The organism is Gilliamella sp. ESL0441, assembly GCF_019469185.1.
Taxonomy (GTDB): Bacteria; Pseudomonadota; Gammaproteobacteria; order Enterobacterales; family Orbaceae; genus Gilliamella.
This window is the reverse complement of the sequence record NZ_CP048264.1, coordinates 1,794,642-1,819,197: the sequence shown is the minus strand read 5'-3', so window position 1 is coordinate 1,819,197 and position 24,556 is coordinate 1,794,642. Positions and strand designations below refer to the sequence as shown.

At 36.2% G+C, this 24,556-nt stretch carries 20 protein-coding genes and 1 other RNA gene; 11 read left to right on the top strand and 10 right to left on the bottom strand.

Annotated elements, in window-relative coordinates:
* Positions 1–127 precede the first annotated feature (127 nt).
* From rpoE to rlmB, 11 genes are all read left to right on the top strand, one after another.
* A complete protein-coding gene (gene rpoE / locus GYM75_RS08120) occupies positions 128–700 on the top strand; it encodes an RNA polymerase sigma factor RpoE (protein ID WP_220215476.1) in 573 nt (190 codons plus the stop codon).
* A 51-nt stretch (positions 701–751) separates the two neighbouring features.
* Positions 752–1,312, top strand: coding sequence for an RseA family anti-sigma factor (locus tag GYM75_RS08115; RefSeq protein WP_220215475.1), 561 nt, complete (start codon positions 752–754; stop codon positions 1,310–1,312).
* A gap of 6 nt (positions 1,313–1,318) precedes the next feature.
* Entirely contained in the window at positions 1,319–2,323 is a 1,005-nt protein-coding gene (locus GYM75_RS08110; RefSeq protein WP_220215474.1) for a MucB/RseB C-terminal domain-containing protein, read from the top strand.
* A 135-nt stretch (positions 2,324–2,458) separates the two neighbouring features.
* On the top strand, positions 2,459–4,255 hold the full coding sequence (gene lepA, locus GYM75_RS08105) for a translation elongation factor 4 (RefSeq protein WP_220215473.1): 1,797 nt from the start codon (positions 2,459–2,461) through the stop codon (positions 4,253–4,255).
* A 20-nt stretch (positions 4,256–4,275) separates the two neighbouring features.
* Positions 4,276–5,277, top strand: a complete 1,002-nt coding sequence (gene lepB, locus GYM75_RS08100) for a signal peptidase I (RefSeq protein ID WP_220215472.1) — start codon at positions 4,276–4,278, stop codon at positions 5,275–5,277.
* A 5-nt stretch (positions 5,278–5,282) separates the two neighbouring features.
* Positions 5,283–5,963, top strand: a complete 681-nt coding sequence (gene rnc, locus GYM75_RS08095; RefSeq protein WP_220215471.1) for a ribonuclease III — start codon at positions 5,283–5,285, stop codon at positions 5,961–5,963.
* Entirely contained in the window at positions 5,960–6,865 is a 906-nt protein-coding gene (gene era / locus GYM75_RS08090) for a GTPase Era (RefSeq protein WP_220215470.1), read from the top strand. Before rnc ends, era begins: the two co-directional genes overlap by 4 nt.
* A 371-nt stretch (positions 6,866–7,236) precedes the next feature.
* Positions 7,237–8,829: a bifunctional phosphoribosylaminoimidazolecarboxamide formyltransferase/IMP cyclohydrolase gene (gene purH, locus GYM75_RS08085; protein WP_220215469.1), complete on the top strand. Its 1,593-nt coding sequence runs from the start codon at positions 7,237–7,239 to the stop codon at positions 8,827–8,829.
* Between the two features lie 46 nt (positions 8,830–8,875).
* A complete protein-coding gene (gene purD, locus GYM75_RS08080) occupies positions 8,876–10,168 on the top strand; it encodes a phosphoribosylamine--glycine ligase (protein ID WP_220215468.1) in 1,293 nt (430 codons plus the stop codon).
* 199 nt (positions 10,169–10,367) lie between these two features.
* Positions 10,368–12,797: a ribonuclease R gene (rnr, locus tag GYM75_RS08075; protein ID WP_220215467.1), complete on the top strand. Its 2,430-nt coding sequence runs from the start codon at positions 10,368–10,370 to the stop codon at positions 12,795–12,797.
* A complete protein-coding gene (rlmB, locus tag GYM75_RS08070) occupies positions 12,798–13,550 on the top strand; it encodes a 23S rRNA (guanosine(2251)-2'-O)-methyltransferase RlmB (protein ID WP_220215466.1) in 753 nt (250 codons plus the stop codon).
* A 265-nt stretch (positions 13,551–13,815) separates the two neighbouring features.
* Here rlmB and GYM75_RS08065 read toward each other — a convergent pair whose 3' ends face one another.
* From GYM75_RS08065 to mdoH, 10 genes are all read right to left on the bottom strand, one after another.
* Positions 13,816–15,276: a catalase gene (locus tag GYM75_RS08065; protein WP_220215465.1), complete on the bottom strand. Its 1,461-nt coding sequence runs from the start codon at positions 15,274–15,276 to the stop codon at positions 13,816–13,818.
* Positions 15,277–15,569: 293 nt separating this feature from the next.
* A complete protein-coding gene (locus GYM75_RS08060; protein WP_220215464.1) occupies positions 15,570–16,115 on the bottom strand; it encodes a 5-formyltetrahydrofolate cyclo-ligase in 546 nt (181 codons plus the stop codon).
* A 25-nt stretch (positions 16,116–16,140) separates the two neighbouring features.
* Positions 16,141–16,321, bottom strand: a non-coding RNA gene (gene ssrS, locus GYM75_RS08055) — 6S RNA.
* Positions 16,322–16,377: 56 nt separating this feature from the next.
* The gene (gene zapA / locus GYM75_RS08050) at positions 16,378–16,671 is read right to left on the bottom strand and encodes a cell division protein ZapA (RefSeq protein ID WP_220215463.1); all 294 of its coding nucleotides are present in this window, start codon (positions 16,669–16,671) and stop codon (positions 16,378–16,380) included.
* Between the two features lie 10 nt (positions 16,672–16,681).
* Complete coding sequence (gene dxs, locus GYM75_RS08045; RefSeq protein WP_370632174.1) at positions 16,682–18,541, bottom strand: 1-deoxy-D-xylulose-5-phosphate synthase; 1,860 nt, start codon at positions 18,539–18,541, stop codon at positions 16,682–16,684.
* 15 nt (positions 18,542–18,556) lie between these two features.
* On the bottom strand, positions 18,557–19,429 hold the full coding sequence (ispA, locus tag GYM75_RS08040; RefSeq protein ID WP_370632173.1) for a (2E,6E)-farnesyl diphosphate synthase: 873 nt from the start codon (positions 19,427–19,429) through the stop codon (positions 18,557–18,559).
* Positions 19,419–19,664 carry an exodeoxyribonuclease VII small subunit gene (gene xseB, locus GYM75_RS08035; RefSeq protein WP_220215460.1) on the bottom strand — a complete coding sequence of 82 codons (246 nt, stop codon included), beginning with the start codon at positions 19,662–19,664 and terminating at the stop codon, positions 19,419–19,421. Before xseB ends, ispA begins: the two co-directional genes overlap by 11 nt.
* A gap of 128 nt (positions 19,665–19,792) precedes the next feature.
* Positions 19,793–21,151 (bottom strand): DNA recombination protein RmuC, encoded by a 1,359-nt coding sequence (gene rmuC, locus GYM75_RS08030; protein ID WP_220215459.1) that lies wholly within the window; start codon positions 21,149–21,151, stop codon positions 19,793–19,795.
* Between the two features lie 2 nt (positions 21,152–21,153).
* Entirely contained in the window at positions 21,154–22,128 is a 975-nt protein-coding gene (gene epmA, locus GYM75_RS08025; RefSeq protein WP_220215458.1) for an elongation factor P--(R)-beta-lysine ligase, read from the bottom strand.
* A 61-nt stretch (positions 22,129–22,189) separates the two neighbouring features.
* The gene (gene mdoH / locus GYM75_RS08020; RefSeq protein ID WP_220215457.1) at positions 22,190–24,550 is read right to left on the bottom strand and encodes a glucans biosynthesis glucosyltransferase MdoH; all 2,361 of its coding nucleotides are present in this window, start codon (positions 24,548–24,550) and stop codon (positions 22,190–22,192) included.
* Positions 24,551–24,556: the final 6 nt, after the last annotated feature.

Genomic DNA, 24,556 nt, shown 5'->3' with positions numbered 1-24,556 from the left:
TCAATTGGAAAAAAAATAATATTTCTATTAAAATAATGGAACTTTTTTGAAATTTTAGACTCTAACTGTTTAAGTGGACTAATGTGGGCCGATTAACAGTTATTAACATAATGAGGAATGGCCTTTAATGGGGGAGCAAGTAACAGACCAAGTTTTAGTTGATCGTGTATTAAACGGCGATAAAAATGCGTTCAATTTACTTGTGATTCGTTATCAAAATAAGTTAGCTCATTTGGTTTCTCGTTATGTATTAGCATCGGAAGTCCCTGATGTTGTACAAGAAACCTTTATTAAAGCTTATCGATCTTTAAGCTTGTTTAAAGGTGAAAGTGTTTTTTATACTTGGTTATATAGGATAGCTGTTAACACAGCAAAAAATTATTTAACATCTCAAGGACGTAGACCGCCTTCATCTGATATTGATGCAAGTGAGGCGGAGACTTACGAAGGTGCTGAATCGCTCAGGGATTTAGAAAATCCTGAAAATTTAGCACTTTCAGAAGAAGTTAAAAAGGCGGTTTTTGAAGCAATTGATTCACTACCTGATGATTTACGAATCGCAATAACATTGCGTGAAATTGAAGGTTTAAGTTATGAGGAGATTGCAGAAATTATGGACACGCCAGTTGGAACAGTTAGATCACGCATTTTTAGAGCAAGAGATGCGATTGATGAAAAAATAAAACCATTAATTGGTTAGAAAACAATAGTTAAATTGATAATGAATAGTCATAAATTTAAGGTATCTACTATGCAAATAGAACAAAAAGAGCAACTTTCATTACTCATGGATGGCGAGTCTATAGATAATCGTTTTATTGATGAAGTTTCAAAAGATGAATGTTTGCAATCTTGTTGGCATCGCTACCATCTTGTAAGAGAAGCCATGCGAAGTGAATTGCATAGTTGTTCATTAACTATGGATATTTCTAAACAAGTTGCACAAGTCATTGCTAGTGATAATCTTTATAATGAATTGACTGAGCAACCAAATATCCATAACGTCGCTATTCCTAAAAAAGAAAATCTAATTTGGATTCGTTTTAAAGATGCGCTTGCAAAAGTGAGTCAGGTTGGGCTTGCTGCGTGTGTTACTTTAGCTATTATTGCCGGTGTTCAGTATCAACAAAGCCAAACTGAAAACAAAGATGGTGCTCCGATGTTCAATACTGTACCTGTTGGTGTTAATGTTGCGCCAGTTGGAGGCTTTCAACAGCAAAATGATCAGCAACTGCTTGATAAAAGGCAGTATGATAAAATCAGATTACTTGTACAAGACTACGAATTACAAAAAAGATTAAATGCTCATTAACCTACAATGAAATCTTTATTTAATTTTAGTATTGATATCATTAAAAAGAAGAGTAGCCAATTTATTGCTGCTCTTTCTTTCGTTTTTCTTTCTTTACCTGCCTGTGCTCTAGATAATGATGCCCCTATTTCATTACTCAATAAAATGCGTAATGCGGTTCAAAATCTTGATTACCAAATACACTTTCTTTCTCAGGATAAAAACCAATATGTTACTACCTATGAATATACGCATTTAGGTGCAAAAGAAAAAAAAGATACCAAAGCTCTATTACTATTTTTAGAGGGAGCGGCGAAAGAAATTATTTTACATGATGGAGTTACTAGCTATTTTCAACCAGATAGTGAGTCCTTCTCGATCACTAGCCCTCGCATTGTCGAAGCTTTTCCTGATGTGATTTATAATAATTTTAGTGAACTGGCAGATATCTATGATTTTACTTTATTAGGAAAAACAAGAACTGCAAACCGAAGTGTTCAACTAGTAAAAATGATTGCAAAAGATAGAGATCGCTACAGTTATGTGATATGGATTGATGAAGAGATTCATTTACCTATTCGTATCGATTTATTAGATCAACATAGTGAAGTCATTAGTCAATTTAAAGTCATTGATCTTGATGAAAATTTCGATAAACAAAAAGTTAAAGAGTACCTTGATACTAGAACTTATCCTATTTTATTATCAATTGAAAAACAAGAAAACGTATTAGAAGCTTGGCGTTTAGCATGGCTTCCAAAAGGGTTTAAAGAAATTGCTGCTTATAACGTAAATTTTTATAACTCTGATATAGCAACAAAACTCTATTCAGATGGTGTATTTTCATTCACTGTTAATGTATCATCAGAGCAAGCTAATTTATCTAATCAATTAATACAACAAGGTGGTCGTACTATTTTTTCAACGAATATTGCTCATAAAAATATTATTATCATAGGTAATTTACCTCGTACCACTATAGAGCGCATTGCACAAAATATTGTCGAGAAATCACCGCAAACCTCTCGATAACACTATGCTTAGTAGTGATAAATGTGTAAAATGCTAATCTTTCTTGCTGAATAATTATTATTAATACCGCTTATTATTAAGAAGTATTTAAATAATTAATAGTTTATAACTAAATACAAATTATAATTTATTGATATGAATAAAAATATCCGCAATTTTTCAATTATTGCTCATATTGACCATGGTAAATCCACACTTTCCGACCGCATTATACAAATTTGTGGTGGACTTTCAGATCGTGAAATGGAAGCACAGGTGTTAGATTCAATGGATCTTGAACGTGAACGTGGTATAACTATTAAAGCACAGAGTGTTACCCTAGATTACCATGCAAAAAATGGCGAAACCTATCAACTTAATTTCATCGATACACCAGGACATGTTGATTTTTCTTATGAGGTTTCACGTTCACTTGCTGCATGTGAAGGCGCATTGTTAGTCGTTGATGCAGGACAAGGTGTTGAGGCACAGACACTTGCTAACTGTTATACTGCTTTAGATATGGATCTAGAAGTTGTTCCTGTTTTGAACAAAATTGATTTGCCCGCAGCTGAGCCTGAACGCGTTGCAGAAGAGATAGAAGACATTGTTGGTATTGATGCATCCAATGCGGTTCGATGTTCAGCTAAAACTGGGGTTGGCGTTATTGATGTTTTGGAACAACTTGTTAACGATATTCCCGCACCAGAAGGCGATCCAAACGCACCTTTGCAAGCTTTGATTATTGATTCATGGTTTGATAACTATTTAGGTGTGGTATCGTTAATTCGTATTAAAAATGGTGAATTAAATAAAGGTGACAAAATAAAAGTCATGAGTACAGGCATGACTTACAATGTTGATCGTCTTGGAATATTCACGCCTAAACAAGTTGATAAAACTTGTCTTCATTGTGGTGAAGTGGGTTGGGTTGTTTGTGCAATCAAAGATATTTTAGGTGCTCCGGTTGGTGATACGTTAACTTCTGCTAAATCACCAGCAGATAAACCTTTACCTGGTTTCAAAAAAGTAAAACCACAAGTATATGCTGGGTTATTTCCAACGAGTTCTGATGATTATGAAGCTTTCCGAGATGCATTAGGTAAATTAAGTTTGAATGATGCTTCTTTATTTTATGAGCCTGAAAATTCTGGTGCTTTAGGTTTTGGTTTCCGTTGTGGTTTCCTTGGTTTATTACATATGGAAATCATTCAAGAGCGGTTAGAACGTGAATACAATTTAGATTTGATTACAACAGCACCGACAGTTGTGTATGAAGTATTAACCACATCTAATGAAATTATTTACGTCGATAGTCCAGCAAAATTACCAGCAGTGAATAACATAAATGAATTACGTGAACCGATTGCTGAATGTAACATTTTAGTTCCACAAACTTATTTAGGTAATGTGATAACCTTATGTGTCGAAAAGCGCGGTGTACAAACAAATATGGTATATCATGGCAATCAAGTCGCTCTAACTTATGAAATACCTATGACCGAAGTTGTTTTAGACTTTTTTGATAAACTAAAATCAACTTCTCGAGGTTATGCGTCTTTGGATTATAGTTTTAAACGTTTCCAAGTTGCAGATATGGTCAGGTTAGATGTTCTTATTAATGGAGAGCGTGTTGATGCTTTGGCATTAATTACCCACAAGGATAATGCACCTTATCGTGGTCGTGAATTAGTCGAAAAAATGAAAGATCTCATACCAAGACAACAGTTTGACATCGCTATTCAGGCTGCAATTGGCAATCATGTTATTGCTCGTTCAACCGTTAAGCAACTACGTAAAAACGTTTTAGCTAAATGTTATGGTGGTGACGTTAGTCGTAAGAAAAAACTTTTACAGAAACAAAAAGAAGGTAAAAAACGCATGAAACAAGTCGGTAATGTTGAATTACCACAAGAAGCGTTTTTAGCTATTTTACATGTCGGTAAAGATTAACCAGCAAAAGAGGGAAAAAAATGGCTAATACATTCGCCATCATATTAACAATAGCAACATTGATAACAGGAATCTTTTGGTTTTTAGAAAAATACCGTTGGAAGCCTGCAAGGCAACGTAAAGTTGAAGAAGTCCGTAAACAGTGTAACGGTGACATCGATGGTAAAGTGCTAGCAGAAGTTGGTAAGCCAAAAGGTTGGGTCGAAAGTTTAGCATCTTTTTTCCCTGTCCTTTTTGTCGTGCTCGTTATTCGATCGTTTTTATATGAACCATTTCAGATTCCTTCAGGATCAATGATGAAAACACTATTAGTGGGTGATTTTATTGCTGTTCAGAAATATTCTTATGGATTACGAGATCCCATCACCAATACCGTCATTATATCAACTGGACATCCTAAACGAGGTGATATCGCTGTTTTTAAACATCCCGATGGTTCAAAATTAGATTTGATTAAAAGGGTTATTGGATTACCTGGCGACAAGATTGTTTACTCTGTGGAACAAAAGAAAATTTTTATCTATCCAGCTTGTAAGAGCACTGATAAAAATTGTATAGGACAAGAGTCAAAACCATTAAATATGAACTATAGCGAACCGAAATTAAGCGATTGGAAACAAGTTAATCGACAAAGTAAATCAAATCCCGATTTTTATACTTTAGAAGATTATAAAGAAAGGGGAATTGTCGATTCCAACTCTTTGAGATCTTTTGATATGCAAGTACAGCAAGAAACTATTGGTGATAATACTCACGATATCTTAACAACAAAAGGAATCATGGAAAAATCAGAATATTTCTTTCACCAAAAAGGGCAACCGATTGCGACTTGGGTTGTACCAGAAGGCAATTATTTCATGATGGGTGATAATCGTGATAATAGTGGCGATAGCCGTTATTTTGGATTTGTGCCTGAATCAAACTTCGTTGGTAAAGCGACAGCAATATGGATTAGCTTTGAAAAACAACCAAATGAATGGCCAACAGGTATTCGCTTTAGTCGTATTGGAGGCATCCACTAGTCGCTATGAGTATTAAAAATTTAAAATCATTGCAACAGTCGATAGGCTATCAATTTCAAAAACTTTCTTTACTTGAATTAGCGCTGACTCATCGAAGTGCGAATAAACGACACAATGAACGCCTAGAGTTTCTAGGCGATTCTATTTTGAGCTTTGTAATTGCAGATGATCTTTTTCATCGATTTAGACAGCAAGATGAAGGTGATTTAAGTCAGATGCGAGCAAGTTTAGTTTGCGGTACAACATTGGCTGAAATAGGCAAAGCATTTAATTTAGGTAACTATCTGATTTTAGGACAAGGTGAATTAAAAAGCGGTGGTTTTCGTCGGGAATCAATTATTGCTGATGCGGTTGAAGCCATTATTGGTGCCATCTATTTAGATAGCGATATTGAAAATGTAAGGCGATTAATACTGTCTTGGTATGAGAGCCGGTTAGTTGAAATTAAACCGGGCGTGAAACAAAAAGATTCAAAAACAAGACTTCAAGAATACTTACAAGGTATACATCAAGAACGACCATGTTATCTGATCCTTGAAGTCACTGGTGATAAACATGAGCAAGAATTTTTGATTCAATGCAAACTTGAAAATGATGACCATCAATATTTAGGGCGAGGACTTAGTCGCCGTAAAGCCGAACAAGCTGCCGCTCAACAAGCACTCAATCAATTAGGTATAAAATGACAGAAACAACACAACATTGTGGATTCGTTGCCATTGTAGGTCGACCAAATGTCGGCAAATCAACATTATTAAATCAATTATTAGGTCAAAAAGTTTCAATTACCTCGCGTAAAGCACAAACAACACGCCATCGTATTGTTGGAATTGATACTCAAGATAATGACCAAATAATTTATATTGACACACCGGGTCTTCACATCGAAGAAAAAAGAGCCATCAATCGCCTTATGAATCGAGCGGCGAGTAGTTCTATTGGTGATGTAGAATTGGTGATTTTTGTCGTTGAGGGGACACACTGGACAGATGATGATGAAATGGTTGCTAACAAATTGAAAGATTGTAAGTCGCCAGTCTTATTAGTGATCAATAAAATTGATAATGTTACCGATAAAACCCAATTGTTACCTCATATTCAAGAAATCAGCCAAAAAATCAATTTTCTTGATGTCGTACCAATTAGCGCTGAAAAGGGTGAGGGCATTGATATCATCAAAGATATTGTGAAAAAACATTTACCGGTTGGGGAACACCATTTTCCAGAAGATTATATTACTGACCGATCGCAACGTTTCATGGCATCCGAAATCATTCGTGAAAAATTAATGCGTTTTTTAGGAGATGAGTTGCCTTATTCGGTAACCGTTGAAATTGAACAATTTAAAGTTGATGAACGTACGGGCATGTATCGTATCAATGGTTTGATATTAGTCGAACGTGATGGTCAAAAGAAAATGGTTATTGGTAATAAAGGTGAAAAGATCAAAAAAATAGGTATTGAAGCTCGAAAAGATATGCAATCTTTTTTTGATACCAAAGTTCACTTAGAGTTGTGGGTAAAAGTCAAAGCTGGTTGGGCTGATGACGAGCGAGCATTACGCAGTCTTGGCTATAGTGACGATTAAATCTCATTACTTAGATATTGGATTAGTTATCAATTAAGTTTTGATTATCTCGCTTATTGATAACTAATTTTGTTTCAACTGAAATTGTATTATGATACGAATTCATTACTATAATTATCATGTTATCCTTTTTTATCAATAAAACAATACTCTTCATTTTTACTTTGAAAGAAGATTTCCTAAAAATTAAAAAGCTTTTTATATCTTTTCAACAAAAATTTTTAAATATACGTTTGAGATAATATATTAACCTTGCTGGAGATAATTAAATTTATCAGAATATAAACTAATCACTAAACATCGATGATGGTTTTCTATATAATACCGATTCAATTGATTTGGATTTAAAGTCTTAACTTCGGAGCCCCATCATGCAGCAGTTTCGTCCTATTCATCGTGCTTTACTAAGCGTCTCTGACAAAACCGGTATTATCGAATTTGCCCAAGCTCTTCATCAACGAAACGTTGAACTTCTTTCAACGGGTGGTACCGCTAAATTGCTTATGAAACACAATATTCCCGTCATTGAGGTTTCAGACTATACCGGATTTCCTGAGATGATGGAGGGAAGAGTCAAAACGCTTCATCCTAAAATTCATGGCGGAATTTTAGGGCGGCGAGGTTTAGATGATGATGTGATGCATCAACATCAAATTGCACCTATTGATATGGTCGTGGTTAACTTGTATCCCTTTGCTGACACAGTCGCTAAATCAGATTGCCGTTTAGAAGATGTCGTTGAAAATATTGATATCGGTGGACCTACCATGGTGCGTGCAGCGGCTAAAAATCATCAAGATGTTGCTATTGTTGTTGATTACAAGGACTATGAGCCAATCATTGAATTGATGGATCAACAACACAATTCCCTTAGCTACCCATATCGTTTTAATTTAGCAATTAAAGCTTTTGAACACACAGCTAAATATGATGGAATGATTGCCAATTATTTTGGGCAATTAGTGCCGCCTTATTATGGTGAAACCGACAAAGTGTCTGGACAATTTCCACGAACATTGAATCTTCAATTTATCAAAAAACAGGATATGCGTTATGGTGAAAATGCACATCAAAAAGCGGCTTTTTATATTGATGAAGATATAAACGACGCATCGATTGCGACCGCTAAACAGCTACAAGGTAAAGCACTCTCTTATAACAATATTGCGGATGCGGATGCCGCACTTGAATGCGTTAAATCGTTTGATGAACCTGCGTGTGTGATTGTTAAACACGCTAATCCTTGTGGAGTAGCTGTGAGTGATACCATTTTTAATGCTTACTTAAATGCGTTTAAAACCGATCCAACGTCTGCCTTTGGTGGGATTATTGCCTTTAATCGTCCTTTAGATGCAAAAACGGCAACCATGATTGTAGAAAACCAATTTGTCGAAGTGATTATAGCACCGTCAATCAATCAAGATGCGCTTGCTATTACTCAAACTAAACAAAATGTACGCATCTTAGCGTGTGGTCAATGGTCGCAAACACCCAATTGCCGTTTAGATTTCAAACGAGTAAATGGTGGACTGTTAGTTCAGGAACATGATGTGGATATGGTCATCGAAAATCAATTAACGGTGGTGACCAAACGACAACCCACTGACAAAGAACTATCCGATGCACTGTTTTGCTGGAAAGTGGCAAAGTTTGTTAAATCCAATGCCATTGTTTATGCCAAAGACAACATGACCATTGGAATTGGAGCAGGACAAATGAGTCGTGTTTATTCGGCTAAAATAGCTGGTATTAAAGCGCAAGATGAAAATTTAGAAGTAGCAGGCTGTGTGGTCGCATCTGATGCATTTTTTCCATTTAGAGACGGCATTGATGCGGCGGCTAAAGTAGGGGTAACTTGCGTGATTCAACCCGGCGGCTCTATTCGTGATGATGAAGTTATTCAAGCAGCTAATGAACATAATTTTGCAATGATTTTTACTAATATGCGTCATTTTAGACATTAATTCTAACAAATTAAAAGTGATTCAATAACAGGTTAAAGGAATGGGGATGAAAGTATTAATTATCGGTAGTGGTGGACGTGAACATGCTTTAGCTTGGAAAGTGGCACAATCACCACTCGTTACAAAAGTGTTTGTTGCACCAGGTAATGCAGGTACTGCACTGGAACCTAATATAGAAAACATTGATATCAAAGCGAATGATCTTGATGGTTTACTCAATTTTGCTCAGCTCCAGCAAATAGACTTAACCGTTGTTGGTCCCGAAAATCCGTTAGTGTTAGGCGTGGTTGATAGCTTTCAAAAGGCAGGATTAAAAATCTTTGGTCCTACTAAATCAGCAGCGCAACTCGAGGGTTCAAAAGCATTTACTAAAGACTTTTTAGCACGACATCATATTCCTACTGCTGAATATCAAAATTTCACTGAAATTGAGCCTGCACTTGCTTATCTCAGAAAAAAAGGCGCTCCAATTGTCGTTAAAGCTGATGGACTTGCAGCCGGTAAAGGGGTGATTGTTGCCATGACTCAAAAAGAAGCAGAAGATGCCGTTCGTGACATGCTAGCCGGTAATGCATTTGGTGATGCTGGTCATCGTGTGGTTATTGAAGAGTTTTTAGCGGGAGAAGAAGCCAGTTTTATTGTTATGGTTGACGGTAAGCATGTCGAGCCAATGGCAACAAGTCAAGATCATAAGCGAGTCGGAGACGGTGATACGGGGCTCAATACGGGGGGAATGGGCGCTTACTCTCCGGCCCCTGTTGTGACAGACGAAGTCTTTACCAAAGTCATGGAACAAATCATCTATCCAACTGTAAATGGCATGGCACAAGAAGGCAATGTTTATGTTGGCTTTTTGTATGCAGGATTAATGATTGATAAACAGGGTAACCCCAAAGTAATTGAATTTAATTGTCGCTTTGGTGATCCTGAAACACAGCCGATTATGATGCGTATGCAATCAGATTTAGTTGAATTGTGTCTAGCTGCTGTAAATGGCAAATTAGATACGGTGAAATCTAAATGGGATCCAAGACCTGCCCTTGGCGTGGTGATGGCTGCAGGCGGATATCCTGCTGATTATAATACTCAAGACGTTATAACAGGCTTACCAGTTGAATCAACTGATGATTGTAAAATTTTTCATGCAGGCACGTGTTTGGAAAAAGGTCGGGTTTATACTAATGGTGGACGCGTGCTTTGTGTTACCGCTTTAGGAAATACAGTACTGGAAGCTCAGCAACGTGCTTATCAGCAAGTTGATAAAATTCATTGGCATGGCTGTTTTTATCGTCATGATATCGGTTATCGCGCCATTGAACGTGAAAAAAACACTCAATAGATAACTAAAACATGATTGAATTTATGTCAGTTATAGACTTAAAAGAGCCGAATGATATTCGGTTTTAATTTTAATAATTTAGTTTTGTTTAGCTATGTAAATTATATCGATAAAGATTAGTAGTAAAAAGGAATGTTTATTTTAAGTTACATAACTCTATGTTATGCTACCGATTAAATATGATCTCTGGATATTCCTTATGATAAACGATCCATTTTATGAACGAGAAGCGCAGAAATATGATTCTCCGATAGCCAGTCGTGAGTTAATTTTAGATTACCTTACCAAAGAGGCGAAACCTGCTAGCTTAGAAAAAATTGCTCAAGCCGTTTCTATCAAAAATGAAGAACAAAAAGAAGCATTACATCGTCGCTTGCGTGCAATGGAACGCGATGGTCAAGTCGTGTTCACTCGCCGTAAATGTTATGCACTTCCTGAAAAGTTAGATATGGTTAAGGGGAAGGTGATTGCACACCGTGATGGTTTTGGCTTTTTACGTGTTGAAGGAAAACCTGAAGATTACTTTTTATCGCCAGAACAGATGAAAAAAGTCTTACAAGGTGATGTGATTTTAGCCCAACCACTGAGTAACCAATATCGCGGAAAAACAGAAGCACGTGTTGTGCGTATTTTAGAGCCCCGCAGTAATTTAATTGTTGGTCGCTACTTTATTGAACAAGGCGTTGGATTTGTGGTGCCGGATGATAGTCGCTTAAATTTTGATATTTTAATCACTGGTAAACCGAAACGCACTGTACGCATGGGAGCGGTCGTCGTTGTTGAGTTACAACAACGCCCTGAACGTCGCCAAAAAGCGGTCGGTATCATTAAAGAAGTCCTTGGCGAAATCATGGGCACAAACTTAGCCATTGATATTGCACTTCGTAATCATGAAATCCCATATGAATTTCCTAAAGCTGTTGAAAAAGAGGTGAGTAAATTCGGTGATGAAGTGCCTGAAAAAGCTAAAAAAGGACGTAAAGATCTACGGGATCTACCTTTAGTCACCATTGATGGTGAAGATGCACGTGATTTTGATGATGCCGTGTATTGCCAAAAAAATCGTGGTGGAGGTTATAGATTATGGGTGGCAATAGCTGATGTTAGCTATTACGTCAGACCCGATAAAGCACTTGATAAAGAAGCTTGCTTACGTGGTACATCAGTCTATTTTCCTTCTCGTGTCGTGCCGATGTTGCCAGAAGCGTTATCAAATGGTCTTTGTTCGCTTAATCCACAGGTAGATAGACTATGTTTAGTTTGTGAGATGACCATATCAAACAAAGGTCGTTTGACCGGTTATCAATTTTACGACGCTGTGATGAACTCACATGCAAGATTGACTTACACCAAAGTTGCAAAAATTTTAGATGGTGATGAAGAACTCCGTCAACATTATCATGATTTAGTGCCACATTTAGAAAACTTATATGGTTTATACAAAGTATTGGATAAGTCGAGAATTACTCGTGGAGCGATTGGTTTTGAATCGGAAGAACCGAAATTTATTTTTAATGCTGATAAACGGATCGAAAGTATTGAGTTAGCGCAACGTAATGATGCACATAAGATTATTGAAGAGTGTATGATTTTAGCTAATGTTGCAGCGGCAAAACTGGTGATTGAGGCCGAAGTACCTGCTTTGTTTCGTGTTCATGATCGTCCAGATGAAGAGCGAATGAATAACTTACGTAGCATCTTACAAGAACTAGGATTATCGTTAGGTGGCGGTATTAATCCAAAATCAAAAGATATTGCCGAATTGATGCTAGCGATAGAAGATCGAATTGATAGTGATATGTTACAGACAGTTATTTTACGATCGATGAAACAAGCGATTTATGATCCAGAAAATCGGGGTCATTTTGGGCTTGCACTTGAAGAGTATGGCCATTTTACCTCGCCAATTCGACGTTATCCGGATTTACTGTTACATCGAACCATTAAGTGGATATTAGCCAATGAACAGCATAAAACCAGTAAGACAGGAGGGCATCGTTATACCGTTAACGAAATGCTCTATTTTGGCGAACATTGTTCACTGACTGAGCGTCGAGCCGATGAGGCTGTGCGTGATGTGGTTGATTGGCTCAAGTGTGATTATATGCAAGATCATGTGGGTGAAGTCTTTAATGGTACCATATCAAGTGTTGTGAACTTCGGGTTTTTTGTCAGATTAGATGATCTGTTTATAGACGGTCTGGTACATGTTTCATCGCTTGAGAATGATTATTATATTTATGACGCTTCACGAAATCGTTTAATTGGTGAAAATACCCATTACAGTTACCGTTTAGGTGATAAAGTTAGCGTTAAAGTAGAAAATGTTAATCCTGAAGAAAGAAAAATTGATTTTGCCTTGGTCAGTAGTAATAATAAGCCTAAACGGCAAGGCAAAACCGCAAAAACTAAGGCTAAACAGCTAAATGATAAAAATGATAAGGATGTTGCGTCGACTAAAAAGCGTAAAAATAAAAAATCGGTAGTGAGTGGCAGCGTTAAAAAAAAGGTCAAAGCGACAAATAAAAATAAAGGAAAGCGCAAAAAGGTAGATAAAAATGCGACTAAAATCGCCTCGACATCAACAAGTAAAACGGCTAAAAGTAAGAAAGTAAAGAGTAAAAAATAGATGAGTGAAACAGTTTATGGTATTCATGCTATCGAAGCACTATTAACACGTGCTCCTGAAAGAATTATTGAGGTTTACATCGCTAAAGGGCGAGAAGATAAACGTCTTAATAGTCTTGTGCATGAAATAGAGCAACTTGGTTTAATCGTTAAAATAACCCACCGCCAGTGGTTAGATGACAAATCTAAAAATGGTGTACATCAAGGTATTTTAGCTGTAGTAAAACCTTGTCGTGGTTATCAGGAAAATGATATTCCATTATTGATGGAACAGCAACCCAATCCCGTTATTTTGATTTTAGATGGCGTGACAGATCCGCATAATCTTGGCGCCTGCATCAGAACAGCAGACGCAGCAGGGGTTAATTTTATTATAGTCCCGAAAGATCGTTCGGCTCCGCTTAATTCGACGGCACAAAAAGTAGCTTGTGGAGCCGCTGAAAGTATCCCTGTTGTTCGGGTTACCAATTTAGCGCGTACCATGCGAATGTTACAAGATGAGTATCGCGTGTGGATTGTGGGCACGGCTGGAGAAGCAGAACGTACACTTTATCAAACTGACTTTTACAAATCATCAACGAGTATTCCATTGGCTTTGGTTATGGGCGCAGAAGGGGAAGGAATGCGACGATTAACCAAAGAACATTGTGATGAATTGGTCAGTATTCCAATGGCGGGAATTGTGTCTTCGCTTAATGTCTCGGTAGCAACGGGCGTTTGCTTATTTGAGATAGTCAGACAAAAAAATAAATAACTAAGTAGGATAAAAAGCTTGGTTTAGTTAAACCACTAACCAAGCTGTAAATTAAACAATATTCTATTCTTTTCTCAAACAATTCTTCCAAATAGCCATCAAAACCGTGTTAAATTTCAACAATAAAGTTAAGTCCTGTTCGCCAGCCAAAATAAGAATAAATGCATATAAATAGCATGTCTATTTAACTTGACGCCAGATTTATTATAACCATAAATTAAATCGTGCCGATTAAGCAAAGTCGGCACATTGGTTATGAGGTGAACTAACTTTTGATAAGATCGATTTCAATTCCTAACCCATTGGCAATCCCTGAACCATAATCAGGGTGGACTTTATAAAAATGCTTAAGCTGCCTAATTTGGATATCACGATCAACATTTTTCATTGAACCGACAATATTATCAATCAATAGCTGTTTTTGATCGGGATTCATCAAATTGAATAATGCGCGTGGCTGTGAATAATAATCATCGTCAACACGATGATCATGCCTATCCATTGTACCCGCAGGCACATGCATCGGTGGCTCAGCATATTGTGGTTGTTGTTTAGGTGCGCTATCAACACTATTTGGCTCGTAATTAGGCGCATTATCTGGTGTATAAAAGCGCATTGCTCCGTCACGTTGATAATTGTGTACCGGACATTTCGGCGCATTGATTGGTAATTGTTGGTAGTTTGTGCCTATACGATAACGGTGTGCATCGGCATACGCAAAAATTCGCCCTTGTAACATCTTATCTGGCGATAACCCCGTTCCAGGCACGACATTACTTGGTTCAAATGCGGCTTGTTCAACTTCAGCAAAATAGTTTTCTGGATTACGATTAAGTTCCATTACGCCCACTTCAATTAATGGATACTGTTTTTGTGACCACACTTTTGTGACATCAAAAGGGTTTTCGGGATGATGATTGGCTTGTTCTTCAGTCATTACTTGCATGTAAAGGCGCCATTTAGGATAGTCACCGCGTTCAATCGCATTAAATAAGTCTTCTTGGGCTGAATCTGGATTACTCCCATCTAATTCGGCTGCTTTTTTAGGATGGATATTTTTAATGCCTTGTTCAGTTCTAAAATGCCATTTAACCCACGTCCGAACATTATCTTTATTAATAATACTGTAAGTATGACTACCAAAACCATGCATATGCCTGAAACCGTCAGGAATACCACGGTCAGAGAAGAGGATGGTGACTTGGTGGAGTGATTCTGGTGATAAAGACCAAAAATCCCACATCATTTGTGGATCTTTTAAGTTGGTTTTGGGATCACGTTTTTGGGTATGAATAAAATCTGGAAATTTGAGGGTATCACGTATAAAAAATACTGGTGTATTATTACCTACAATATCCCAGTTACCTTGATCGGTATAAAATTTTACGGAAAATCCTCTTGGATCACGAGCTGTATCGGATGAACCACGTTCCCCACCAACAGTAGAAAATCGGGCAAATACGGGAGTTTGTTTCCCCACTTTGGCAAAAATACTGGCATAAGTATATTGAGTGATATCATTAGTCACGGTAAACGTACCGTGCGCACCTGAACCCTTGGCATGTACACGTCTTTCAGGAATGTTTTCACGATTAAATTGTGCAAGTTTCTCAATAAGCTGATAGTCATCAATTAACACAGGGCCACGAGGACCAGCGGTACGGGAATTTTGATTATCGGCTATTGGTGCTCCATTGTTGGTGGTTAAGGCTTTTTTTTCTGACATTGCAGCACTCCTTTTTATTATATAAAAAAAAGTCTTAAAGGAATAAAATTCCACCATGAGTTAGAATGTTTATTCTTTAAGACTTAAATATGAAACAATAATACATAACAAAAAAAGAACTAAAAGGATGAATAACATACTGTAAAAAAAGATTGTAATTTACAAATATTACTTTTGAATTGCCATTGTTTGAAAAACAATGTTAAGAAATGAAGCAAGAACAAGTATACCGCTTATTAATATTAAATGATACAAATTTTAACCATTTTTCCAAATTAAATTGTAAATGCGATTTAGGCATAAATAATTTCGGGTAATTGTATATCCCATGGCTGATTTTGAAGCCGCTGAACTTTTTGGCAGGCAAAACCTAAACCAATAGGTAAAATTTGGTCTGCTTTATAATTAGCTAGCAAGCGATCATAAAATCCTCCCCCCATTCCCAGACGATAACCTCGATTATCGAATGCAACTAAAGGGGTGAAAACAATATCCAATTTTTGATAGGGAATGACATCTAATACATTTAAAACAGGTTCAAGTATACCGTACTTATTTTTGATTAATTGACTGTTAGGAGTGTATTGAATAAAAAGTAAATGAGTGGACACAAAAGGATGGATAATAGGTAAATAGACAGATTTATTTTGTTGCCACAAGTATTCAATAATAGGTTTTGTTTCGATTTCGCCATCAAAAGATAAAAATATGGCTATATTACTTGCTTGATGAATCGCAGAATGATTAGCTATTTTTTGATAGACTAATTGCTGTGCCATTGCACGTTCATGATGAGATAATTGGCGCCTCTTTTGACGAATAATCTGACGGATATTCATGACGTTATCACTTATAAGAAAGAATAACACTCCAAGATGTCGTTAGGGTCGTAACCCTTGAACCCAAGGCTCAAGGTGAACAACGCGTTTTAATTTTTAGGTTTCCTTATATAAAGGCATACACACCAATTAAAAGTCACGTCATTCTAAAATAAAGAATATCGGCTCAGGGGACTAACCCTTAATCGCGAACATCCCAGAGATGAATAACATAATACAAAATTTAAAAAATCACACAACTGTATTTTTATTAAATTTACAATTAAAATGATTCACTGTTCGTTGTTAAAGCTGAATCAAGCAATTGTTGTAATAATTTTAATCGACCACTAAATTGATCACTTTTTTCTTTTTCTTTTGTGAGTTCATAAGAAATATTTAGTGCCGCAGTCATGATCAATTGATCACTACCAACTTGAGGTGATTTTTCACGTAATTTTGTTAAACGTGATTCAAGATCTTTTGCGGCATTATTTAGTGCGTCAACTTCATCAACTGGACAATTAAATTTTAATGTTCGTCCAAAAATTTGAATAGTGACAGCTTGAGTTTCCATATTTTACCTATTAATTTATAAATTTATTGATTTTATCGATAATATGTTCACAGTTTAATCCCATTTCAGCACGAATTTCACTTTGTGATCCTTGCGGAATAAATCTGTCAGGTAATCCAATATTTAAAATATCACATTTTATTTTTTTCGATAACAAAAATTCACCGACGCCACTTCCCGCACCGCCTTTGATACTATTTTCTTCTATAGTCACTAGTATATTATGTGTTTGGCTGATCTGCAAAAGTACTTTCTCATCTAATGGTTTTACAAAACGCATATCTATAACTGTAGCATTAATTTGATCTGCTGCTTGTAAAACTTCGGGGAGTAATGTGCCAAAATTAAGTAAAGCTATCTTTTCACCTTCTCGACATAGCTTAGATTGTCCAAGCGGTATTGTTTTTAATGGTTCTAAATTCACACCCGTTCCTTCACCTCTAGGATATCGTACAGCTACTGGTCCATGATGAAGGTAACCCGTATAGAGCATTTGTCGGCATTCATTCTCATCACTCGGCGTCATAATAACAAAATTGGGTACACATCTTAAAAAGCTTAAATCAAAGGCTCCTTGATGGGTTTCGCCATCTGCACCAACGATGCCGGCCCGATCAATAGCCAATAGAACTGGTAGATTTTGTATTGCAATATCATGAATAACCTGATCATAAGCACGTTGTAAAAAAGTAGAATAGATTGCCACAATCGGTTTAAAGTCACTAATAGCAAAACCTGCCGCTAACGTTACCGCATGTTGTTCTGCAATAGCTACATCATAAAATTGATTCGGATAGCGTTTAGCAAATTCTGTCATGCCAGAACCTTCACTCATTGCCGGTGTAATAGCTATCAATCGTTTGTCTTTTTCCGCCATTTCACACAGCCATTCACCAAAAACTTGTGAATAGGTGGGGGCTATTTTTTTATCTAAAGGAAATGTTCCATCAATGGGATCAAACTTTGGTACACCATGCCAGAGTGTAGGATTCTTTTCAGCAGGCTCATAGCCTTTACCTTTTTGTGTAATGACATGCAATAATTGCGGTCCTTTTAATTGCCTAACTCTTTGTAACGTTGCGACTAAATTTTCGACATCATGTCCGTCAATGGGACCAATGTAATTAAAACCTAGTTCTTCAAATAAAATGGCAGGGGTGACTAAACCTTTTAAATGTTCTTCAGTTTTTTTGAATAGTTCCTTTAAAGGCGGAATATTGGAAAGCACTCGTTTACCACTTTCTCGAAAAGATGCGTAAGCTTTACTTGATAAAATTTGTGTCAAATGCTGATTTAATGCTCCGGTATTTTCAGAAATGGACATATCATTATCATTTACAATCACTAACATATCGGGTTTGATATGACCAGCATGATTCATTGCTTCAAATGCCATACCTGCTGTTAATGCACCATCTCCAATAATGGCAGCAACTTTTTGACCTGATTGTTTTGCTTGTTCACTAATAGCAATCCCCAGAGCTGCACTGATTGATGTTGAGGAATGTCCAGTTGTTAATACATCGTATTCGCTTTCTTCTCGATATGGAAAAGAATGTATACCGTCTTTTTGGCGAATAGAGAGCATCTGATCACGACGACCCGTTAAAATTTTATGTGGATAAGCTTGGTGTCCGACATCCCAAATAATTTTATCAAATGGGGTTTGATAGACATAATGTAAAGCAGTAGTTAATTCAACTACGCCAAGCCCTGATGCTAAATGGCCACTAGATTGGCTAACACAAGTTAATAAAAATTGCCTAAGCTCTTGGCAAATTGCTGGCAATTGCGAAAGCGGATAACGTCTAAGATCGACTGGTGAATTAATCTGTCTTAAAAGAGGATAATTATCTAAATTCATTTTTATCATTTAGTTAGTATATTAACTATTACGATTAATAATAAAGCTAGCAAGATCTTGTAATGGCTTACTATTATAAGGTATTTGCTTAATACTATCGATAGCTTGTTGATAAAGTTGTTGAGTCATTTGTTGAGCCTTTTGTAAGCCAATTAATGCTGGAAAAGTGCTTTTTTCATGAGCAACATCCGAACCTTGTGGCTTACCCATGATCGCTTGTTCGCCGATGATATCTAAAATGTCATCTTGAATCTGAAAAGCAAGTCCAATCGCTTCGGCATAATGATCTAAATGTTCATAATAAGGTTTAGCACCGTTACCACTAGCATAAGCTCCTAGGCGAATTGCGCATTTAATTAATGCGCCAGTTTTATAACAATGAATTTTTTGTAAATGTTCTAATGTGACCGATTGGTGTTCGGCTTGTAAGTCAAGGGATTGTCCTAAACACATACCATTTAAACCACTTGCTTGAGCAAGTTCTGCAATCATACTAATTTTAGATTGTGCATCAATCAATTGACTTTCAGCTAATAGTGTAAATGCTAGTGCTTGTAATGCATCACCTGCTAAGATTGCTTGAGCTTCATCAAATTTGATATGACAAGTTGGTTTACCTCTGCGTAAATCATCATTATCCATAGCAGGTAAGTCATCATGAATAAGCGAATAAGTATGTATTGACTCAATAGCCGCTGCTGGTTCATCAAGATTAGCAAGAGGGCATCCAAACATTTGACCTGTTAAATAAACTAAAATAGGGCGAATTCGTTTACCTCCAGCAAGCAAACTATAGTTCATAGCCTGTTGTAATTTGGATACAGGTTGTTCAGATAAATATGATACTAAAAAAGCATCGATCCGATCTTGTAACGATTTTAAACTATTCATTATTCTCAACTAAAAAATCTGAAAGTTCAGCATCACTATTTTCAGATAGTAAAATTTGTATTCGTTGTTCTGCTTGTTTTAACTGTTTTTGACCTGCTCTGGCGAGTTTTACTCCTTTCTCAAACTCATTCAATGCTTCATCTAAGGGTAAATCGCCATTTTCTAATTGTGTAACGATGGTCTCAAGTTGTTTAAGCGTTTCTTCAAAACTGGGTTCTTTAATCGTTTTTTTAGGCATCAGATATTCCTCTTTTTACTCAGTGAGTATACACGTTATTTTATTAATGGTGAATGACACTTTTTCTGTATATTCTGGTATTTAGCAATTTTTAACTTATAGCATTGTTAATCCTTGATTTAGGATGACTAATTTGAAATTTTATCATCTGTACGCTCTAACTCATCCATTGAGAGCAGTGCTAGGTCTGGATTGATCGGTTTTTTTACTTCAACTCCAAGTTCACGGAATTTTTCGATTTGTCCAATTACATTACCCCGACCTTTAGATAGTTTATTCATTGAACTTTGAAAGGTTTGTTGAGCTTTGTCTATACAGTTGCCTAGATTTTCCATATCTTCAACAAAACCACGGACTTTATCATAGAGTTTACTTGCTCTATCGGCGATCAACTCAGCGTTGCGGTTTTGATACTCAAATCGCCATAAATTATGAATAGTTCGCAATGCCACTAAAAGTGTGGTTGGACTGACTATCATAATATTATTTTTTAGTGCGTCATTGATTAATGACGGATCCTGATCTATAGCACATAAAAAAGCAGGTTCGACTGGAATAAACATTAAAATATAGTCTAAAGAATTAATCCCAATCAGTTTATGGTAGTCTTTTTGGCTAAGTTGTTTAAGATGATTACGGACAGCTATCAAGTGGTCTGACATAGCTTTAGCTTTGATGACATCATCTTCACCATTAAAATAGCGTTCATAAGCAACAAGGGTGACTTTTGAATCAATCACAACATCACCACCTTGAGGTAAATGTACAATAACATCAGGCTGTAATCGTTGATTATCGTCATTGGTTAAATTTACTTGTGTTTCATATTCATAACCTAAACGTAATCCAGAATTATCCAAAATTTGACTAAGAATAAACTCGCCCCAATTTCCTTGAGTTTTATTATTTCCTTTTAAGGCATTGGTAAGATTAATTGCTTCTTTAGTCATAAGCTCATTGAGTTGCTGCAAATTACGAATTTCGTGTGTCAGTGTATGACGCTCTTTCGCTTCTTGACCAAAACTATCTTGGACTTGTTTTTTAAAGCCTTCTAGCTGGTCTTTAAGTGGTGACAATAAAAAATCTAAACTTTGTTTATTTTGTTGTTCAATTTTTTTGCCGCTGTGCTCAAAAATACGGTTAGCAAGGTTTTCAAATTGGGTAGTGAGACGTTGCTCGCTTTGCTCAAGTATCGTTTGTCGTTCATGCGCTGAATTAAGTGTTTCTTCTAAGCGAGTTTTCAGCTCGCTAATTTTCATATTTTGGGCAACATGTTGTTGGCGATATTGATTCAACTCGTTTTCTAATTGCATCACTTGCTTGGCTAAAGTTTGTAACTCCTCTTTTTTTTGAGACAATTGAATTTCAAATAGTTGTTTCAAATTGGTATTTGTTAATTGGCATTTAAAAAGGATAATCAATAAAATCAATGATACCAAGCTAAATAAAATTGCTATCCAATCAGTTAGGCTTAATGCATTCAACATAATTAAGCCCTATCAAAAGTAAATGATACAACATCCGCTAGGCTCTGAGCATCAAGCGCTAGCATAATTAAACGATCTAACCCTATAGCGACTCCAGCACAATCAGGTAAACCAGCCTCCATCGCCGCTAATAATTCAATATCAATGTTTTGTTGTGGTAAGTTTAGTTTAATACGGTCTTGATTATTTTGTTCAAATCGTAGCTTTTGTTCTTGCGCATTTGTCAGTTCTTTAAATCCATTCGCTAGCTCAACGCCTTTATAATAAAACTCAAAGCGACTAGCAACACGATGATCTTCTTGGCTAATAACGGCTAGGGCAGCTTGTGAAGCGGGGAAATTAAATACAGCAATAGGTTTATCTTGCCCAATATGAGGTTCAACACCTAAAGTAAACAAGCACTGTAATAATGAATCTCGATCATAATCATCGGTCTTAATACCCATATCCAGTTGGTTTGCTGCATTGATTAAAGTTTGGTGATCTGCCTCAAGAGGATCAATATTCAAATGTCGTTGAAAGGCTTTTTGGTATGAGATCCTTTCTGCGGGTTCACAATCTAAGATAAATTGTAAAAGATCATCGACTTCGTTAATCATTTGCATCATATCAAATTGTATTCGATACCATTCAAGCATGGTAAATTCCGGATTGTGAATTCGGCTCACTTCTTCATGATTACGAAAGGATTTACAGATTTGATAGATTGGACCACTGCCCGCAGCAAGTAAGCGTTTCATATGGTATTCGGGACTGGTGATCAGGGTCATTTTCTGCCCTTTAGATGGCTCAAATTCTCCAGGTTTGAAAAACATGCTATCAAATGAACTCAAATGTACATCAGTGACGGCATATTGACTTAAGGTTGGAGTTTCGACTTCTAAAATACAACGGTCAGCAAAGAATTGTCTTACTTGAGACACAATTTTTGCTCGTTTAAGAAGATTATTGATAGATGCAGAAGGTTGCCAAGTCATAAAAAATCCATGAAGTTTGGTTATTTATAAAAAAAGGAAAATAGGGCTTAAGCCCTATTTATTAATATTGACGTTCATTTTGCCATATTAGGAACAAATTGTCGTATCTTTCTTGTTGTTGCCATACATGGCAATGTAAAGCAGAAAGAATGAATGGGTCTTCTAAAATTGCTAGTTGTTGTTCTTTAGTAATTTTTTCAAGATCAGTATTTTCATAGTGTTTAATCAGTTCATCTCGCAGAAGCTGATTTTTATCATTCTTTAAATGACGAGAAGTCGATAATGCGCAAGCAAGTGCATTATAAACAGGATCAATTAATGCCATGATAAAACCGTGTTCAACAGACGCTGCTTCTGTTTTGACTAAATACTCTCCTGTTAGTTCTACAACTCTAGCTGGATGTGTTTCTTCTGGTGTTAAAAATAATCCGGCTTTTTTTGCTTTCATACCAATACTTGAAAGTCCAGAAATTCTAATTACTAACGGAGAAATTGTTAATGGTATTAAAATGGCTATATACCAATATGTAAATTGAGGATTAAGCCAAATGATTACACCTAACCAAACAATTCCTAATAATGACAATGGCCAGCAAAAGTAGAATGATTCACCCCAAGTGAGAGAATCATCATTTCTTGAAGGTGATTTCCATTGAATTTTGCTACCTAACCAAGCTTTAACTACAAATTTACTGTGAAATATCATACGAATTGGCGCTAAAATCATTGACCAAATCATTTCTATAATGATAGACAACGTTAATTTAAAAATACCACCAACATCCTTAGCTCTTGTTCTGACAAGAATAATGCCGTAGCTAAAGAATTTTGGTGCAAATAATAATATTAATGTCGTCGATAATAGTCTTATTGCTAACTGTTCATCCCATTTAGGCCAAGTGGGATAAAATTGATTAGATTGATAAAAATATTGGGGTTCAGAGAAATTAAATACCAATAAAAGTAGGGTAGAAAAGATTAAAAATACTAACCATAATAGAGATGAAATGTAAGCCATACCACTAGTGGCAAACATGACTCGATGGGTTAGTGTAATTCCACTTTTGAAGATTAATCTTAAGTTGATTAAGTTCCCCATACACCAACGGTTATCTCGTTTTAGATCTTCGATCATATTGCCAGGAAGCTCTTCAAAACTTCCATGTAAATTATAAGCTATCCAAACGCCATAACCTGCTCGTCGCATTAATGAAGCTTCAACGAGATCATGTGACAATATATGAAGTGGACCTTTACGTTTTTGTAGTGGGGATAAAATACAGTGTTCAATAAAAGGTTTTAAACGAATCATTGCATTATGTCCCCAATATTGGGCTTCATTTAATTGCCAAAAGTGGGTTCCTGAACAGAATATGTCGCTATAAATTTGATTGGCGAATTGTTGAATTCGTCCATATAGGGTTTTCATTCTGACTGACTTTGGTGGTGATTGTAAAATACCTGCGTTTGGCGTCATCTCCATCATGGCGATCATTTTTAAAATACAATCACCGGTCATAATGCTGTCTGCATCGAGAATCATCATATACTCATATAAATGTCCCCAACGACGACAAAAATCATCAATATTACCACTTTTACGTTTTACACGGCGTTTGCGATGACGATAAAAAATATTACAACCATTATCTTCTTTTTGGGCATTAAAATCAGTCCATGCTTTAAGCTCATTAATATAAAGATCCGGATCGTTGGTATCACTTAGAATATAAAAATCACAATGTTTAGCGTGACCCGTTTCAACTAATGATTGATAAGTCGCCTCTAATCCAGCAAATACACGTGCAACATCTTCATTACAAATTGGCATAACAAGTGCTGTTCGATGAGTGTTGTCAATATGAGACGCAGGATCGCTAGGGATTGGGATCGTATAACGATCTTTTCCTATGATAGCTAAAATTAGTCCCATTATACTGGTCCAAAAACCAATAGAAATCCACAAAAACAGTATGGCAAATAACGCAATAATAAATCCTTGGATGATATAGGGAATTACGCTATAAATTGCTAATTCAGGGTTTAATTCCCAATTAGCCATAAAGTTGATTTTTTGCCAACTTTGATAAGGTAATAGTGAAGATAGATAGCTTGTGCCTACATAGGTTTGAATGACAATAAGAAAAAACATGACCAAGCGGCGGAAAAGAGCAATTAAACTTGTTTTAGGTTTTAATTTTGCTTTATAAGGTTTATTCCAAAGCTGAGGTTGAACCGGAACACGTTCAAGTTTAGGGTAAGTAGGGAGTTGCTGCCTATCATCAATGAACGTTTCAGTATCACTGATTTTGTTTAAGCGATATTTTAAAAATGCGGCATCATTAGATGGCATTTCACTGTTTTTTGCTATCTGACACCAATTCTCGGTGTCAGAAGTATTAGAAAAGTAATTTTTTTTCATTTGATT

Bases quoted from the DNA above. Each gene is read 5' to 3' on its own strand.
- rnc (WP_220215471.1), top strand. From the start codon at position 5,283: ATGAGTATTAAAAATTTAAAATCATTGCAACAGTCGATAGGCTATCAA.
- epmA (WP_220215458.1), bottom strand. From the start codon at position 22,128: ATGACTTGGCAACCTTCTGCATCTATCAATAATCTTCTTAAACGAGCA.
- GYM75_RS08115 (WP_220215475.1), top strand. From the start codon at position 752: ATGCAAATAGAACAAAAAGAGCAACTTTCATTACTCATGGATGGCGAG.
- purD (WP_220215468.1), top strand. From the start codon at position 8,876: ATGAAAGTATTAATTATCGGTAGTGGTGGACGTGAACATGCTTTAGCT.
- purH (WP_220215469.1), top strand. From the start codon at position 7,237: ATGCAGCAGTTTCGTCCTATTCATCGTGCTTTACTAAGCGTCTCTGAC.
- mdoH (WP_220215457.1), bottom strand. From the start codon at position 24,550: ATGAAAAAAAATTACTTTTCTAATACTTCTGACACCGAGAATTGGTGT.
- zapA (WP_220215463.1), bottom strand. From the start codon at position 16,671: ATGGAAACTCAAGCTGTCACTATTCAAATTTTTGGACGAACATTAAAA.
- lepA (WP_220215473.1), top strand. From the start codon at position 2,459: ATGAATAAAAATATCCGCAATTTTTCAATTATTGCTCATATTGACCAT.
- GYM75_RS08110 (WP_220215474.1), top strand. From the start codon at position 1,319: ATGAAATCTTTATTTAATTTTAGTATTGATATCATTAAAAAGAAGAGT.
- GYM75_RS08065 (WP_220215465.1), bottom strand. From the start codon at position 15,276: ATGTCAGAAAAAAAAGCCTTAACCACCAACAATGGAGCACCAATAGCC.
- lepB (WP_220215472.1), top strand. From the start codon at position 4,276: ATGGCTAATACATTCGCCATCATATTAACAATAGCAACATTGATAACA.
- rlmB (WP_220215466.1), top strand. From the start codon at position 12,798: ATGAGTGAAACAGTTTATGGTATTCATGCTATCGAAGCACTATTAACA.
- rnr (WP_220215467.1), top strand. From the start codon at position 10,368: ATGATAAACGATCCATTTTATGAACGAGAAGCGCAGAAATATGATTCT.
- rmuC (WP_220215459.1), bottom strand. From the start codon at position 21,151: ATGTTGAATGCATTAAGCCTAACTGATTGGATAGCAATTTTATTTAGC.
- era (WP_220215470.1), top strand. From the start codon at position 5,960: ATGACAGAAACAACACAACATTGTGGATTCGTTGCCATTGTAGGTCGA.
- xseB (WP_220215460.1), bottom strand. From the start codon at position 19,664: ATGCCTAAAAAAACGATTAAAGAACCCAGTTTTGAAGAAACGCTTAAA.
- GYM75_RS08060 (WP_220215464.1), bottom strand. From the start codon at position 16,115: ATGAATATCCGTCAGATTATTCGTCAAAAGAGGCGCCAATTATCTCAT.
- rpoE (WP_220215476.1), top strand. From the start codon at position 128: ATGGGGGAGCAAGTAACAGACCAAGTTTTAGTTGATCGTGTATTAAAC.